Genomic DNA, 15611 nt, shown 5'->3' with positions numbered 1-15611 from the left:
TGAACGCCTGGTAAACAAGAGGGTATGGCCCGCACCGAGCAGCTCGAGATCGAGACGAAGTACGACGTCGACGAGACCACCGTCCTGCCGGCGCTGCACGAGCTGCCCGGAGTCGCGAGTGTCGCGCAACCGGTCGAGCTGCACCTGGAGGCCGTGTACTTCGATACTCCCGACCTCGACCTGGCCGCGAACAAGGTGACATTGCGTCGCCGCACCGGTGGCGAGGACGACGGCTGGCACGTGAAGTTCCCGGTGTCATCCGGCGAGCGGTTGGAAGTCAGGCACCCACTCGGGCGCTCGACGAGCACCGTGCCGATCGCGGTCGTGCGGACGGTCCGGGTCCATGTGCGCGACCACAAGCTCGCGCCGGTCGTCAGGCTCGAGACGCGCCGGATCGTGCATCGGCTGCTCGATGCGGACGGCGGCGTCCTCGCGGAGTTCGCCGACGACCACGTGACGGCGACCGTCACGGGTGGCGAGCCGGAGAGCTGGCGGGAGTGGGAGGTCGAGCTCGTCGACGGGGACGCCGGCCTGTTGGCAGCGGCCGGTGAGCTGGTGCAGCAGGCGGGCGCCCGACCGGCGAGCGGTCCGAGCAAGCTGGCTCGCGCGCTCGGCGACCGCGTCCCGAAGCGCGACGAGTGGACGCTGCCGAAGAAGCCGCGGACCTCGGACCTGTTCCGCGCGTACGCCGGGGCGCAGGTCGCGGCGATCCGGGAACGGGACCCGGAGGTCCGGCGCGACGTTCCCGACTCGATCCACAAGTTCCGGGTCGCGACGCGGCGGCTCCGGTCGGCGCTGGCGACGTACCGGCCGGTGATCGATCGCACGGTGGGCGACGAGCTGCGGGACGAGCTGAAGTGGCTGGCCGGTGAGTTCGGGGCCGCGCGGGACGCCGAGGTCCAGCGGGAGCACTTCGCGGCGGAGATCGCGGAGCAGCCGGTCGAGCTCGTCATCGGGCGGGTCGCGGGGCGGATCGACGACCACCTGCGAAAGGTCTACAAGGACGGCCGGGCCGCGGCGCTGGCAGCGCTGGAGAGCGAGCGGTATTTCCATCTGCTCGACGCGCTCGACAGGCTGCTCGCGGAGCCGCCGATCACCGGCGACGACCGGAAGGCGCACAAGCAGGTGGGCGACATCCTCAAGCACGACCTGAAGCGGATGCGGCAAGGCGTCCGCCGGTCCGAGGACGCGGAGACCGACGCCGAGCAGGACCACGAGCTGCACGACGTCCGGAAGGCCGCCAAGCGCCTGCGGTACGCCGCGGAGTCCGCCGTACCCGTGCTCGGTGACGAAGCGGCGAAGCTCGCCGCGCAGGCCGAGGAGGTCCAGGAGATCCTCGGCGAACACCAGGACTCGGTCGTCTCCCGCGAACTCCTCCACCACCTGGCCCTCGAGGTCTATGCCGAAGGCGGCAACACCTTCACCTACGGCCGCTTGCACGCCGCCGAAGAGAACCGCGGCAACGCCTCCCGCACCTCCTTCTACAAACTCTGGCCCACGCTCACCTTCCGGTCGTAGACGCAGAGACGGACCCGGCGGGAGGGTGCCGGGTCCGTCTGAGGGGCGGGGTGGGGCTGTCAGGCAGGATCGCGTCGGGTCAGCAGGGCCTGCCTGACAGGTCTTTCAGTGGGCCTTCAGTGGTCGACCGCCTTTTCGGCGCCGGCGCCGGTCAAGGAGCGGACCTCCATCTCGGCGAACTTGTCGACGTCGACCGGCTCCTTGCTGGTGATGGTGCCGATCCAGCCGAGCAGGAACGCCAGCGGGATCGTGACGATGCCGGGGTTGTCGAGCGGGAACCAGTGGAAGTCGATCCCGGTGTCGGTGATCATCGACAGGCTGGCACCGGTCTTCTTGTCCACCTTGCCGGAGACGACCGGGCTGAACGCGATCAGGACGATCGTCGAGGCCAGACCGCCGTAGATGCTCCACAGCGCGCCGCGGGTGTTGAACCGGCGCCAGAACAGCGAGTACAGGATCGTCGGCAGGTTCGCGCTGGCCGCGACCGCGAACGCGAGCGCCACCAGGAAGGCGACGTTCTGGCCGTTCGCGAAGATACCGCCGATGATCGCCACGATGCCGATCACGACCGCGGTGTACCGCGCGACCCGCACCTCGCCGACGCCGCTGATCTGGCCCTTCTTGATGATCTGGCCGTAGATGTCGTGCGCGAACGACGTACTCGCGGTGATCGTCAGGCCGGCGACCACGGCGAGGATCGTCGCGAACGCGACCGCCGAGATGACACCGAGCAGGACCTCGCCACCGAGCTCGAAGGCCAGCAGCGGTGCGGCCGAGTTGGCCTTGCCCGGCGCGGCCTTGATCCGGTCCGGCCCGACGATCGCGGCAGCGCCGTACCCGAGGACCAGCGTGAACAGGTAGAAGATGCCGATGATCCAGATCGCCCAGCTGACGCTGCGCCTGGCCTCCTTGGAGTCCGGCACGGTGTAGAAGCGCATCAGCACGTGCGGCAGGCCCGCCGTACCGAGCACCAGTGCCAGCGCGAGCGAGATGAAGTCCAGCTTGGTGACGCCGGTGGCGCCGTACTGCAGACCCGGGCTGAGCAGCTTCTCGCCGGCCGCCGGGCTGTTGTCGACCGCCGCACCGAGCAGACCGGACAGGTTGAACGCGTACTTCGCCAGCACCCACAGCGTCATGAGGCCGGCACCGACCACCAGCAGGGCAGCCTTGACGATCTGAACCCAGGTGGTGCCCTTCATGCCACCGACGAGCACGTAGGTGATCATCAGGATGCCGACCACCGCGATGACGATCGCCTGACCGGTGCGACCGTTCACACCGAGCAGCAGCGCGACCAGGCCACCGGCGCCGGCCATCTGCGCCAGCAGGTAGAAGAAGCAGACGATCAGCGTCGAGATCGCGGCCGCCATCCGCACCGGGCGCTGCTTGAGCCGGAAGGACAGTACGTCGGCCATCGTGAACCGGCCCGTGTTCCGGAGCAGCTCGGCGACGAGGAGCAGTGCGACCAGCCACGCGACCAGGAAGCCGATCGAGTACAGGAAGCCGTCGTACCCGTTCAGCGCGATCGCGCCGGCGATGCCGAGGAACGAGGCCGCCGACAGGTAGTCGCCGGAGATCGCGATGCCGTTCTGCGGGCCGGTGAACGAGCGGCCGCCGGCGTAGAAGTCGGCCGCCGTCCGGTTGTTCCGCGACGCCCGGAACACGATCGCCAGGGTGGCGACCACGAACAGCGCGAAGATCACGATGTTGACGGTCGGGTTACCGATGTCGGTTGCCAGCGGCAACATCAGCGGGGCGGTCACTGCGGTGCTCCCTCGATCTGGTGACGCAGCTTCTCGGCGTCCGGGTCGATCCGGCGGTCGGCCCACCGGACGTAGAACATCGTGATCGCGAACGTGGTGACGAACTGGCCGAGGCCGAACAGCAGGGCGACGGTGATGTTCCCGGCAACCTTGTGCGACATGAAGCCGTGCGCGTAGTCGGCGAGCAGTACGTAGACGAAGTACCAGACCAGGAACAGCGCGGTCATCGGGAACACGAAGTTCCGGAACCGGCGGCGCAGCTCGGCGAAGTCCGGCGACAGCTGGACATCCCGGTACGTCGTCAGTTCGGGTTCGCGCGTCGTATCACTCATCGCGTCGACCTCCAGACGGGGGATCACGCCGGGCGGTTGAAGCCGGCGGGCTTGCCCGTACTGTGGCCCGGGTCACGCACCGCCGACAGCACCGGCACGCGTCGAGCGCTCAGCGGACCACACCAGTCGTCCGGTGGATCACCCAGCTGCGCCGAGCGGTAGGAAACACGCGACGAACGGCGGACGCCCAGCACTCATCAACCTCGCCCCGCTGCGACTCCTCAGGCGTGACGCGGCGGTCGCGCGGCGCTTGGCGGGCGGTTGCTGAGTGGTGCAGGTCCGGGGCCGCGGTCGACGTCGACCGCTTCGGGGGTGTGCAGGCGGACCATGCTGCGGGCGGCGCCGGCCGGGATGCGGTCGGGGGTGAGTTTCGAGACCACGATGACGGTCAGGAACGCGAGCGGCATCGTCCACGCGGCGGGCTGTCCGACGAGGGCGCGGGTCCAGCCGGCCTGGGGTACGCCGGCGACGTTGACCAGCGCGGCGGTGCTGGCCGCGATCCCGCCGACGACCAGCCCGGCCGCGGCGCCGGTGGTCGACATCCGGCGCCACCAGATCCCGAGCACCAGCAGCGGGCAGAACGTCGACGAGGCCAGCGCGAACGCCAGCCCGACGGTGTCCGCGAGACTCAACGCGCCGGTCGTGCTGAAAGCGAGGTACGGCACGACCATCGCGATCAGCGCCGCGATCCGGAAGCTGTTCACCGCGACGTAGTCCCCACCGGTCCACCGGTGCAGGCGGCTCCGCAGCAGGTCCTGGTCGATCACCCCGGCGATCGCGACAGTCAGCCCCGATGACGTCGACAGGAACGCCGCGAACGCTCCCGCGGCGACGAGCGCACCGAGCAGATCCCCAACCGTGCCAGGGAAAACGCGTCCTGGCAGCTCGAGCACGACGGTGTCCCCGCCGGTCGCCACCAAGTCCGGTGCGAACGCCCGCCCGAGCACGGCGTACATCGGTGGGAACAAGTAGAAGAAGCCGAGCAATGCCAGCACGACCACAGTGGTACGCCGGGCCGCCCGCCCGTCCGGATTGGTGTAGAACCGGACCAGCACGTGCGGGAGCCCCATCGTCCCGAAACAAAGGGCCAGGAGCAACGAATAGGTCGCGTACAGCGGGTGGTCGCGGCCGCCGGCGCGGGACAGCGGCTCGGCCCACTCACCCGCGGCACCGTGCAGTGAGTCGAGTACGCCGACCGGCTGGCGCCACACGAGCAGGATGACGAAGATCGGGGCGGCCAGTGCGGTGAGTTTGAGCCAGTACTGGAAGGCCTGGACGAACGTGATGGACCGCATGCCACCCGCGGCGACGTTGATCACCACGATCACCGCGACGATCGCCGCACCGACCTGTGGTGGCGCGCCCGTGACGGTCTGGACGGCCAGGCCGGCACCGTGCAGCTGTGGGAGGAGGTAGAGGGTTCCAATACCGACGACGAGGCCGGCGCAGATCCGGCGTACCGCTGGGGATTCGAAACGGGTCTCGGCGAAGTCGGGAAGCGTGTACGCACCGGATCGGCGCAGCGGGGCGGCTACCAGGACCAGCAGCATCAGATAGCCGACCGTGTAGCCGACGGAGAACCACAGCATGTCCGCACCGTTGACGAGGACCAGTCCGGCGACCCCGAGGAACGACGCTGCTGACAGGTACTCCCCGCTGATCGCTGAGGCATTCCAGCGTGGGCTGACGGCGCGGCTGGCGACGTAGAAGTCGCTGGTGGTCCGGGAGATGCGCAGACCGAACAGTCCGATCCCGATCGTTGCCACGACCACCAATCCGATCGCGGTCAGACTGATCGCCGGCGACATCGCTACTGCCGCCCTACGAACTCGGTGAACTCGGCCTCGATTCGCTCCGCGTTCCGGACGTAGATGCGCGCGGCGACGTACACCACCGGGTACACCAGGATGCCGAGGATCACCCAGGGCAGCGGGAGCCCGAAGACGGACAATGTGCGCGCCGGCGGGACCAGCCAGAACAGCAGCGGGATGCTCCCGAACACCAGCAGTACGCCGCCGATGACGGCCAGCGTCAGCCGGAGCTGGGACTGGATCAGTGAGTGCATGTAGACCTCACCGAGTCGGGTCTGCTCGTCGATCTCGCGGGTGCCGGTGGGAGTGAGCGGACGCCGGGCCGCGCTGGCCCGCGGGCTGGTGACACGGACCCTGCGTGGTCCTTCCGGCGTACTCATGTCAGGCGCGCAGTGACGTCGAACGGACCAGAAGGTCGCGGAGCTCGCGGGTATGTCGTCGGCTCACCGGGAGCCAGTCGTCGCCGACTCGGACCGCGCAGCGTCCGCCGTCGACCCGCATCTCGTCCACGTGCTGGAGAGCGACCAGCGTGCTCCGGTGGATGCGGGTGAACCCTGCGTCCCGCCAGCGTTCCTCGAGGGTGCTGAGGGGGACGCGGACCAGATGCGAGTTCTGGCCGGTGTGCAGTCGTGCGTAGTCGCCTTGTGCCTCGACGTACCGGACTGTGGAGCGCTGGACGAACCTGGTGACACCGGCGAGCTCGACGGGGATCACCTCGTCCTCGGTCTCGTCCGGAGACTGCAGTGCTGTCGGTGCACCCTGCGTGACCACCCGCCGGACCGCCTCGGCCAGTCGTTCCGGCCGGACCGGTTTCATGACGTAGTCGGTCGCTTCCAGATCGAACGCTGCCACGGCATGCTCGTCGTACGCCGTCACGAACACGATCTGCGGGCGGCTGGCGAACTTCGACAGCACCCGGGCCAGGTCGATCCCGTCGAGGCCGGGCATCTTGATGTCGCAGAACACCACGTCCAGATCGGTGGCCTGCAGGATCTTCAGCGCGTCCGGGCCGTTCGAGGCCGTCCGGATCTCGCCGATCCTGGCGTCCTGCCCGAGCAGGTACACCAGTTCCGCCAGGGCGGGCTCCTCGTCGTCCGCGACCAGGGCGCGTAGGGGAGTGTCGGCCATGGTGCGAACAGTAGCCGCCGAACCACGATCAGCTCTACGAAGCCAATCGTGGCGGGAGATCCGACTGGTGCTCCCAGCGCAGCCGGTCCGGGCCGTAGCCCGCGGCATGTACGCCGTCGTGCCCGCGTGGTCGCCGGCAGTAGTAATGCGGAGAGTAGAGGTCCTTGCACGAGTCGTCGTGGCTCGTGTAAGCGAACTCGAGGTCCAATCGGGTGTCAGTGCTCATGGAAGTCGCCCTTGTCGCGCGCGGTCTGCCCCCACCCACAAGCCAGTATCACCCGAAGCGGTGGGAGCGGGGAGACCCGCTCCCACCGTGGACACCTGCTACTTGATCAGCCCGTGCGGATCGAGGATGTACTTGCGGGCGGCGCCGTGGTCGAACTCGGCGTACCCACGCGGTGCGTCGTCCAGCGAGATGACCGTCGCATTGACGTTCTTCGCGATCTGGGTGCGATCGTGCAGGATCGCGTTCATCAGCTGCCGGTTGTACCTCATCACCGGGCACTGGCCGGTCGTGAACGACAACGACTTGGCCCAGCCGAGGCCGAGCCGGATCGACAGCGAACCGGTCTTCGCCGCCTCGTCGCCGGCCCCGGGGTCACCGGTGACGTACAGCCCCGGGATACCGACCGCGCCACCGGCCTTGGTGACGTCCATGACCGTGTTCAGCACCGTTGCCGGCCGCTCGGCCTGGGCGTCGCTGCCGTGACCGTGAGCCTCGAACCCGACGGCGTCGATCGCACAGTCGACCTCGGGTTCACCGAGGATCTGCTCGATCTGGTCCTTCGGGTCGCCCTGCGACACGTCGATCGCCTCGCAGCCGAAACTGCGCGCCTGGTCCAGCCGCTCCTTCTGCAGGTCCGCGACCATCACGACCGCCGCACCGAGCAGGAACGCCGACGTGGCCGCGGCGAGCCCGACCGGGCCCGCGCCCGCGACGTACACCGTCGACCCGGTGCCGACACCGGCGGTGACGGCGCCGTGGTAGCCGGTCGGGAAGATGTCGGCCAGCATCGCCAGGTCGCGGATCTTCGCCATCGCCTTGTCCTTGTCGGGGAACTTCAGCAGGTTCCAGTCCGCGTACGGGACCAGCGCGTACTCCGCCTGGCCGCCGACCCAGCCACCCATGTCGACGTACCCGTACGCCGATCCCGGCCGGTCGGGGTTCACGTTCAGGCAGACGCCGGTCTTGCCGGCCTTGCAGTTCACGCACCGCCCGCAGGCGATGTTGAACGGTACCGAGACCAGGTCGCCGACCTTGATGAACTCGACGTCCCGGCCGGTCTCGACCACTTCACCGGTGATCTCGTGGCCGAGCGCCAGTCCCGGCGGCGCCGTCGTGCGGCCGCGCACCATGTGCTGGTCGCTGCCGCAGATGTTGGTCGCGACCACCTTGAGGATCGCGCCGTGCGGAATCTGCCGGCCGACATTCGCAGGGTTGACCCCCGGTCCGTCCTTGAGTTCCAGGGTCGGATAGTCGATGGTCTCGACTGCCACGGAGCCCGGTCCCTTGTAGATGACTGCCCTGTTTCCCGGCACGAGAACTACTCCCCTCCAGGACGCTCCACCACGAGCCGGTGGAGTCGTGCGATACCGCTTGGTGTGGGCCGTGATCGCCACTGGAGAGGCGATCCGGTCGTCGCCTGTGGATGCTCCCGACGCTAGTCCGCCGGGCCGGAACCGTCAATGAAACAAGGGTCTTCTACGCCGATGCGTGCACACCCGAGGAGTATTTCGGAATGCGGAACGTCACCTTCGTCCCGGCGTCCACGGCGGTCTCCACGATCAGTCCGTAGGGGTCGCCGTACACCTGGCGCAGGCGCGCGTCGACGTTTCCGAGACCGACCGAGTCGCTGCCGGAGCCACCGGACAAGGCGGCCCGGATCACCTCCGGATCGCTGCCGGCGCCGTCGTCCTCGACGCTGATCTCGGCCTCGTTGATCCGGTCCCGCGCGCGGATGGTGATGTTGCCGACTCCCGTCGTACCTTCCAGGCCGTGCCGTACGGCGTTCTCCACCAGGGGCTGGACGACGAGGAACGGGATGACCACCGGGAGGACCTCGGGAGCGATCTGCAGCGACACCTTGAGGCGATCGCCGAAGCGGGCCTGTTCGAGGACCAGGTAGCGCTCCACGTTGCGCAGCTCGTCGGCGAGCGTCGTGAACTCGCCGCCGCGGCGGAGTGCGTAGCGGGAGAAGTCCGCGAACTCCAGCAGCAGTTCACGCGCGCGCTCGGGGTCGGTGCGCACGAACGACGCAATAGCGGCCAGGGCGTTGTAGATGAAGTGCGGACTGATCTGGGCGCGGAGTGCGCGCAGCTCGGCTTCCATCGCGCGGGTGCGCTCTTTGTTGAGCTCGGCCAGCTCCACCTGGCCGGAGACCCAGCGGGCGACCTCTTCGGTCGCTCTGACCAGTGCGGCCGAGGTGTTGTTGCTGTACGCGACCAGGACGGCGACCACACGCTCCTCGGTGACGATCGGTGCGACCACCGCAGTACGGATGGGGCACTGCGGGTCGCCGCACGCCACGTCGTGCGCGCCGAGGACCGCCGTCCGGCCGGAGCGGAGGGTCGGTGCGGCGAGGTCCTTGGCGTCGCGGCGGTGGTTGCTCTCGTACGGTCCGCCGATGCCGTCCCAGGCGAGTACGCCGGAGGAGTCGCAGATCGCGATGGCCGCCGTACCGAGGAGGTCGCGGAGGTGCTTGCTGGCCTTGCCGGCCGCGGCGGGGGTCAGGCCCTCGCGCAGGTGCGGGCTGGCCAGCGAGGCGGTATGCAGGGTTGCATACGTCGCCTTGTCGGCCGGAGTCCCGAAATGCTTGCGCCGCCGCGTGAACACTCCATGACGGTAGCGGCTCAGCCGTCCGCGCGCGGCCTGAACGCCTCCAGTACTTCCGTGTCGGAGTACGTGTGCAGCAGGTACTCAGCGACCCACTCCGCTCGCCCGGGGTACGCAGACTCGCTCACGACCCGCTCCGCCGCCTTGGCCGTGTCCATCGCTGTACGACGCAGTTGTACGCCGTCTGCGGTGAGGAGCGCCCAGCTCGGACCGGGTACGCCGTACGGCATGCCGACGCTGCCTGCGTTCACCACGAGCCGTCGGTCGAACTGACGAGCGAACGGCATGTGGGTGTGGCCACAGGCCACCGTCCGGACGCCGTCGGGGAGTCCGTCGAACACCTGTGTCCATCGCGAGATCGGACTGTCGACCAGCACCATCTCCTCGTCGTCGCGTGGGGTGGCGTGACAGAAGAGCGTGTCGCCGAGCGTCACCGTCGTCGGCAGTCCGTCGAGCAGCTCGACCTGGTCCGGCCGCAGCTGCGCCGCGGCCCACGGACTCACCGCATCCGGTGGCTCAGCGTCGTACGTCCCCTGGGCCATCTCCACGAGCTCCCGGTCCGCATTACCGCGTACCCACACCGCGCGCTCGCCCAAACCCACCAACAGGTCCAGCGTCTCCACCGGCTGCGGGCCACTCGCGATGTCCCCGGCCAGCACGATCACGTCAGCGGTCTGCACGTCTGGTTCTGCGAGGACGCTCTCCAGCGCAGGCAGTACGCCATGGATATCAGCAAGCACAGCAACCGTCGTCATGCCCGCAGTCTGCCCGCAAAGCTCAACAAACACGGGGCTATCTGCTCAGGGCAGATCACCGTGCGAAGTCGACCTGCTTCGCGGTAACCACCTGAGTGGCCCGTTCACACTTGCTCGTGTCCAGCGAGCAGCGAACGATCGGTCCGGAAGCGCAGTCTGCCGGTTGGAATCTCGACAACGGCCGAGCAGTCCTTGATGGTCGTGGCGGCGAGGCGGCCGTCTCCCGAGACAGCCGTCGGCTCTGCCTAGACCGGAAAGCGCTGGCAACGTCCTTGCAGCAAGTGACATCCGCCGAACATGTGATCAGCTACCGATCAGCAGTGCGCCCTTGGCGAGTGGGGTCGCCAGCTCGCACGCTCCGGTGGAGATGGTGCAACGCACGATTGAGGCCGGCGTCGCCTCACCGTCGTCCGCGAGCAGCAGGAGATGCTGGTCGTCCTCGGCGATCGTCTGCCGGAAGACGCCGGACCATTCCTGGAGCAGGGTGCCCGTCTTCGCGTCCAGAGCAGCCGCGATGCCGTCGCCGTACCCGTCCTGGTACTTCGGTCCGGCGATGACGGTCGAACCATCCGGGGTGAAGCCCGTGATCAGGTTGTCGCAGGTGCGCCAGAGACGCTTGCCTGCCGGCATCGTGAGGAGGCTGCTGCAGCTGTTCTGATCGGCCAGCGTGGTCAGCGAACCCGCCGTACCGACGCTCGACACCGCCATCGGCTTCGGGACGGACTTGAGCTGGGTGGCCCTCGACTCACCCGGTGTCCATTCGTACAGGTACGTCGGCGCGTCCTGCTTGGTCGACGCCGAGAGGTAGACCTTGCCGTTGAAGTAGCCGAGCAATGACGCGTTCCAGACGTCCGGCACACTCACCTGCCGGACACCACCCTGGCCCTTGTCCTGCTCCGCGTAGAGCGTTGCGCCGGCCATCTCCTCGCCGGTGTCCTTCAGCCGGGTGCCGACGTACGCGGCGGCGAGGTCGTCGTCGGTGGTGACGATCTGGGTCACGCCCGGCGTTCGTCGGGTGACCTTGCCGTCGTTGTCGACGGTCAGCATCTCGGTGCCGTTGCCCTTGGTGACGACCGCGAGCGAGGAGGAGCCGAGCCGAGCGACCTGTTGGATCTCTTCGTTGCCCGGGATGGTGACGTCGTTGCCGGCGCCGCCGCGGATGGTGCGGCCGCTCAGGTAGGTCACCTGGGGCGCGCGGCCGGTTGCGAGCTTCTGGAGGTCGATCTTTGTCTTGGCCGGGCCGCTCGGGGTGGTCTTCGACGGCGTGGTCGGTGTCGGTTTCGGGGCGGACGACGTCGCCGGCGGGGTGCTCGCGGCGGGTGACGGGGAGCTGGTCAGTGGACCGGCGTCGGCGGCCTTGGCGATCTCTGGGCCTTGGCGGGAGGCGAGGGCGCCGCCGCCCGCGATGGCGGCGACGGCGACGGCTGCGACGACGGCGACCAGACGGCCGTTGTGCGCTCGCATCGGGCGATCTCCTATCGATCGTGGGCAGGGCACGGTGGGTAGCGACCGTGCGGCGGACCACGGTCCGGCGGGGCTCCAGGCCCCGCCGTCGCAGATGGGACGTCCCGAAACGCCGCTTTGTTCACTCCAGCGAACGGGTCGCAGAACGGATCGAGCATAATTACGTCATGGACCAGCCACCGCGGATCGGCCGGTACTCCCTGGTCCGCCGGGTGGGTGCCGGGGGTTTCGCGACGGTCTGGCTGGCCCGCGACGAGCAACTGGACGCCGAGGTCGCGGTCAAGATCCTGTCCGAGAACTGGGTCGAGGACGAGGACGTCCGGCGCCGCTTCCTCGCCGAGGGCCGGTTCCTCCGCAAGGTCGACTCGCTGTACGTCGTCGGCGTCCACGACATCGGCGAGGCCGACGACGGCCGCCCGTTCATGGTCCTCACCTACGCCGACGGCGGCACCCTCGCGGACCGGATCAAGGCCGGCCAGCTGGAGTTCGGCGAGGCGGTCCGGATCATCACCCAGGTCGGCCGCGGCCTGAAGCACCTGCATGCCCGCGGCGTCCTGCACCGCGACGTGAAGCCCGCCAACGTCCTCTTCCGCACCGATCCGGCCGGCGACCGCGCCATGCTGTCCGACCTCGGTCTGGGCAAGTCACTGGCCGAGGTCTCCCGCATCACGATGCCCGGCGGCACCCCGGCGTACGTCGCCCCGGAGCAGGTGCTCGGTGAGCGCCTGGATCACCGCGCCGACCTCTACTCGCTCGGAGCGGTCGCGTACGCCGCCTTCACCGGCCAGGCGCCGCATGGAGTGGTCAGCCTCGGCGCGGTCATGCAGATCGACTCACCACCACCCTCGATGACCACGCTGCGCGAAGACGTGCCGGATGCGATCGATGTCGTCGTACGGCGTGCTTTGGAGCCGGACCGGGATCAGCGCTGGCCCGACCTGGACAGCTTCCTCAACGCGCTGCGTGAGGCGCACACGACCGGCAAGGTTCCGGCCGGGTTGGTGCCGGCCGCGGAGATGCCGAAACCGTCGCCGGCCGCGGTACCGGTCGACCAGGAGACCGCACCGGCCAGCTCCGGCCAGACGACCGTGGCTGCGAAGCCGAAGCGCAGTCGGCGGGCCGGGGTGATCACCGCACTCGCCGCCGTGGTGCTGGCGGCCGCTGGTGGGTACGGCGGGTACCGGTACGTGCTCACCCGCCCGGTGGAGGTCGACAACACCCCGCTGTCGGTCAAGGTCCCGAGAGACTGGCACCAGAAAGCGGTCGACGCCGGAAAGTCCCTGGTCGTCAGCACCGACACAGCGGCCTGGCAGACCAACCCGAACACTGAAGGCGTGTTCGTAGGACTGGTCAACTCGCGGACGCTGCCGTCAACTGCTACCGCGCCGGAGGGCTGCTCCCCAGCAACACCTGAGAAGTCTGGGGATGCCGTCACCTTCAGATACAGCTGCAACAACGTTCCTACTGTCGTCGAGCGGTACCAGCAGGTGAACGACACCACCCAGCTTCGTGTTCAGGTGCGAGATGACAACCCCACGACGCGCCAAGAGGTGCTGGACTCGGCGAAGTACCAGCCCTAGGGGACGAGTGACGTCAGCGAGGTGATGGTTGCCTTGTGCATGCGGGGAATGACGTTGAGGGTGGCGGGGTCGGACGCGTACAGGTGCGACCCGGACTCGTAGACCAGGTACGCGGTCCCGTTGTACTCCGTGATGCCCTCGGTCATGCTCGGTGCCCGGAAACAGCTCAGCGCCGCCGCGTCCAGGTCCTTCTGGCCACGCTTGACCACATAGATGTTGCTGCGGTTCCCACGTCCGTACGACGTGCTGTAGATGAAATGGTTCGCGGTGATCGTCAGACCCTGCGTCTTGGTCGGGATCTCCCACGCGCCGGCCACGGTGGTCAGCGTGCCGTCGTCCGCGATCTTGTACTCGTACATCGTGCCGCGTCCGGTGTCGTTGAACGTCCCGGCGAACAACGAGTCGCCGTAGCTCCCGATGAACGACGAGCCGGCCACGTCCCGCGCAGTGCCGACCTGCGCGAGGTACGGCGTACCCGCGGCCTTCAACGCGTCGCGGAGCTCGGTCAGCCGATACTTCCGGATGCTGCTGCCTTGACCGGACACGAACGCCCAGCCTTTGCTCACGGTGATCCCGCCGACGTGGGACTCCGCGATCGCGACCACGCCGACCGTGGAGCCGGTGGACGGGTCGATGCCGTAGATCTCCGAATCGGCCCCGTCGCGGTAGGCCGCGACCAGGAGCAGGTTCTTGCCGGAGCCGTCCCAGTCGTACCAGGTACCGGCGCCTTGTGGCGTGTAGGTGCTGAGGTTGGGGATGCTCGCACTGTTGCTGAAGCGGGCGTCGTACTTCTTCGACGCGGACGGACCGTCGTAGAACGTGGAGCCGCCGGTGGTGTCGGTGTCACAACTGATCGCGGCGTACGCCGGAGCCGCGGACGTGAGGGCCGCAGCCGCTGTGACGACGGTGACGACGGTGACGACGGTGACGATGATGGCAAGGGGGCGCTTGACCATAGTGATCCTCTTCGGTTGTGGGCGAAAACCTTCGAGAATTTCAGAGTAGGACGACAATTGTTGACATGACAGGTGTTCCGGGCGTCGAGCTCGCGAACAGACGCCGTACCGTAGGGCCCATGACCGATCTGTCCGCGGCGATCGACCGCGTTCTGCCCAGCGTCCGTGCCGACCTCGAGGACCTCATCCGGATCCCCTCGGTCAGCTACGAACCGGCCCGCGCGGCCGACGTCCAGCGGTCCGCCGAGGCGACCGCGGCGCTGTTCGAAGCCGAGGGCTTCACGGTCAAGATCGTCCGCGCGGGTGCCGGGGCGCCGGCGGTGATCGCCAAGAGGCCGGCCCCGGCCGGGAAGCCGACAGTGCTGCTGTACGCGCACCACGACGTCCAGCCGACCGGTCCGGTCGAGCAGTGGACCTCCCAGCCGTTCGAGCCGACCGAGCGCGGCGACCGGCTCTACGGGCGCGGCGCGGCCGACGACAAGGCCGGGATCGCCGCGCACCTTGCCGCCGTACGGGCCTTCGGCAACGATCTGCCGGTCGGCGTGACGGTGTTCGTCGAGGGCGAGGAGGAGATCGGTTCGCCGACGCTGCTGCAGTTGCTCGACGAGTACTCCGCGGAGCTCGCCGCCGACGCCATCGTGATCGCCGACTCCGGCAACTGGGAGGTCGGGCACCCGGCGCTGACCGTGTCGCTGCGCGGCCTGGTCGAGGCGTACGTCGAGGTTCGGACGCTCGAGCACGCGGTCCACTCCGGTCTGTTCGGCGGCCCGATCCCGGACGCGCTGTCCGCGCTGTGCCGGCTGCTCGCGACCCTGCACGACGACAAGGGCGACGTCGCGGTCGACGGTCTGCACGCCTCGCGCGCTGCCGACGTGGTGTACCCCGAGGACCGGCTGCGTGCCGAGTCGAGCGTGCTGGACTCGGTCCGGCTGACCGGGTCGGGCTCGCTGGTCGACCGGCTGTGGACGCGCCCGTCGGTCGCGATCGTCGGCATCGATGCGCCGTCGGTGGCCGAGGCCAGCAACACGCTGGTGCCGGTCGCGCGGGCCAAGGTGAGCCTGCGGGTCGCTCCGGGCGACGACGCGGTGAAGGCCGGCGCGGCGCTCAAGGACCACCTCGAGAACAACGCGCCGTGGGGTGCGCAGGTCACCGTGACCGAGGGACAGAACGGCCAGCCGTGCAGCGTGAACGCGCGCGGCGCGGGGTACGAGGCGGCCCGTTCGGCCTTCCAGGAGGCGTGGGGCGTCGAGCCGATCGACATGGGGATGGGGGGCTCGATCCCGTTCATCGCGGAGTTCCAGCAGACCTTCCCGAAGGCCACGATCCTGGTCACCGGCGTCGAGGACCCGGACACCCGCGCCCACGGCATCGACGAAGGCCTGCACCTCGCCGAGTTCCGCAAGGTCTGCCTCGCCGAGGCCCTTTTGTTGCAGAACCTCGCAAACCAGGCATGAACGAGCTTTCCGGCGAC

At 68.7% G+C, this 15611-nt stretch carries 14 protein-coding genes; 3 read left to right on the top strand and 11 right to left on the bottom strand.

The window, feature by feature from the left end; translation table 11 throughout:
- Positions 1 to 24: 24 nt before the first annotated feature.
- Entirely contained in the window at positions 25 to 1518 is a 1494-nt protein-coding gene (locus ACFYRH_RS02190) for a CHAD domain-containing protein (RefSeq protein ID WP_387766706.1), read from the top strand.
- Between the two features lie 116 nt (positions 1519 to 1634).
- Here ACFYRH_RS02190 and ACFYRH_RS02185 read toward each other — a convergent pair whose 3' ends face one another.
- The 10 genes from ACFYRH_RS02185 to ACFYRH_RS02140 form a co-directional block, all read right to left on the bottom strand.
- Positions 1635 to 3266, bottom strand: coding sequence for a cation acetate symporter (locus tag ACFYRH_RS02185; RefSeq protein WP_387771671.1), 1632 nt, complete (start codon positions 3264 to 3266; stop codon positions 1635 to 1637).
- Positions 3267 to 3277: 11 nt separating this feature from the next.
- On the bottom strand, positions 3278 to 3613 hold the full coding sequence (locus tag ACFYRH_RS02180) for a DUF485 domain-containing protein (RefSeq protein ID WP_387766704.1): 336 nt from the start codon (positions 3611 to 3613) through the stop codon (positions 3278 to 3280).
- A 221-nt stretch (positions 3614 to 3834) separates the two neighbouring features.
- Positions 3835 to 5421 carry a cation acetate symporter gene (locus ACFYRH_RS02175; RefSeq protein WP_387766701.1) on the bottom strand — a complete coding sequence of 529 codons (1587 nt, stop codon included), beginning with the start codon at positions 5419 to 5421 and terminating at the stop codon, positions 3835 to 3837.
- Between the two features lie 2 nt (positions 5422 to 5423).
- Positions 5424 to 5804 (bottom strand): hypothetical protein, encoded by a 381-nt coding sequence (locus ACFYRH_RS02170; RefSeq protein ID WP_387766698.1) that lies wholly within the window; start codon positions 5802 to 5804, stop codon positions 5424 to 5426.
- Position 5805: 1 nt separating this feature from the next.
- A complete protein-coding gene (locus ACFYRH_RS02165; RefSeq protein ID WP_387766695.1) occupies positions 5806 to 6552 on the bottom strand; it encodes a LytR/AlgR family response regulator transcription factor in 747 nt (248 codons plus the stop codon).
- A 34-nt stretch (positions 6553 to 6586) separates the two neighbouring features.
- A complete protein-coding gene (locus ACFYRH_RS02160; RefSeq protein ID WP_387766692.1) occupies positions 6587 to 6778 on the bottom strand; it encodes a hypothetical protein in 192 nt (63 codons plus the stop codon).
- A gap of 98 nt (positions 6779 to 6876) precedes the next feature.
- A complete protein-coding gene (gene fdhA, locus ACFYRH_RS02155) occupies positions 6877 to 8091 on the bottom strand; it encodes a formaldehyde dehydrogenase, glutathione-independent (protein WP_387766689.1) in 1215 nt (404 codons plus the stop codon).
- 163 nt (positions 8092 to 8254) lie between these two features.
- Positions 8255 to 9385: a histidine kinase gene (locus ACFYRH_RS02150; protein WP_387766686.1), complete on the bottom strand. Its 1131-nt coding sequence runs from the start codon at positions 9383 to 9385 to the stop codon at positions 8255 to 8257.
- 17 nt (positions 9386 to 9402) lie between these two features.
- Complete coding sequence (locus ACFYRH_RS02145) at positions 9403 to 10140, bottom strand: metallophosphoesterase family protein (protein WP_387766683.1); 738 nt, start codon at positions 10138 to 10140, stop codon at positions 9403 to 9405.
- A gap of 303 nt (positions 10141 to 10443) precedes the next feature.
- Positions 10444 to 11604, bottom strand: a complete 1161-nt coding sequence (locus tag ACFYRH_RS02140) for a hypothetical protein (protein ID WP_387766679.1) — start codon at positions 11602 to 11604, stop codon at positions 10444 to 10446.
- Positions 11605 to 11771: 167 nt separating this feature from the next.
- Between ACFYRH_RS02140 and ACFYRH_RS02135 the strand changes: the two genes are divergently transcribed.
- Positions 11772 to 13184: a serine/threonine-protein kinase gene (locus ACFYRH_RS02135; protein ID WP_387766676.1), complete on the top strand. Its 1413-nt coding sequence runs from the start codon at positions 11772 to 11774 to the stop codon at positions 13182 to 13184.
- Here ACFYRH_RS02135 and ACFYRH_RS02130 read toward each other — a convergent pair.
- Positions 13181 to 14140 carry a hypothetical protein gene (locus tag ACFYRH_RS02130; RefSeq protein ID WP_387766673.1) on the bottom strand — a complete coding sequence of 320 codons (960 nt, stop codon included), beginning with the start codon at positions 14138 to 14140 and terminating at the stop codon, positions 13181 to 13183. The genes ACFYRH_RS02135 and ACFYRH_RS02130 overlap by 4 nt on opposite strands.
- A gap of 119 nt (positions 14141 to 14259) precedes the next feature.
- Here ACFYRH_RS02130 and ACFYRH_RS02125 point away from each other — a divergent pair, with 119 nt between their 5' ends.
- The gene (locus ACFYRH_RS02125) at positions 14260 to 15594 is read left to right on the top strand and encodes a dipeptidase (protein WP_387766670.1); all 1335 of its coding nucleotides are present in this window, start codon (positions 14260 to 14262) and stop codon (positions 15592 to 15594) included.
- The last annotated feature ends 17 nt before the right edge of the window (positions 15595 to 15611 follow it).

It is taken from the genome of Kribbella sp. NPDC004875, from assembly GCF_042873375.1.
Taxonomy (GTDB): domain Bacteria; phylum Actinomycetota; class Actinomycetes; order Propionibacteriales; family Kribbellaceae; genus Kribbella.
The sequence above is the reverse complement of the archived record's forward strand: the minus strand, read 5'-3'. Positions and strand labels throughout refer to the sequence as shown.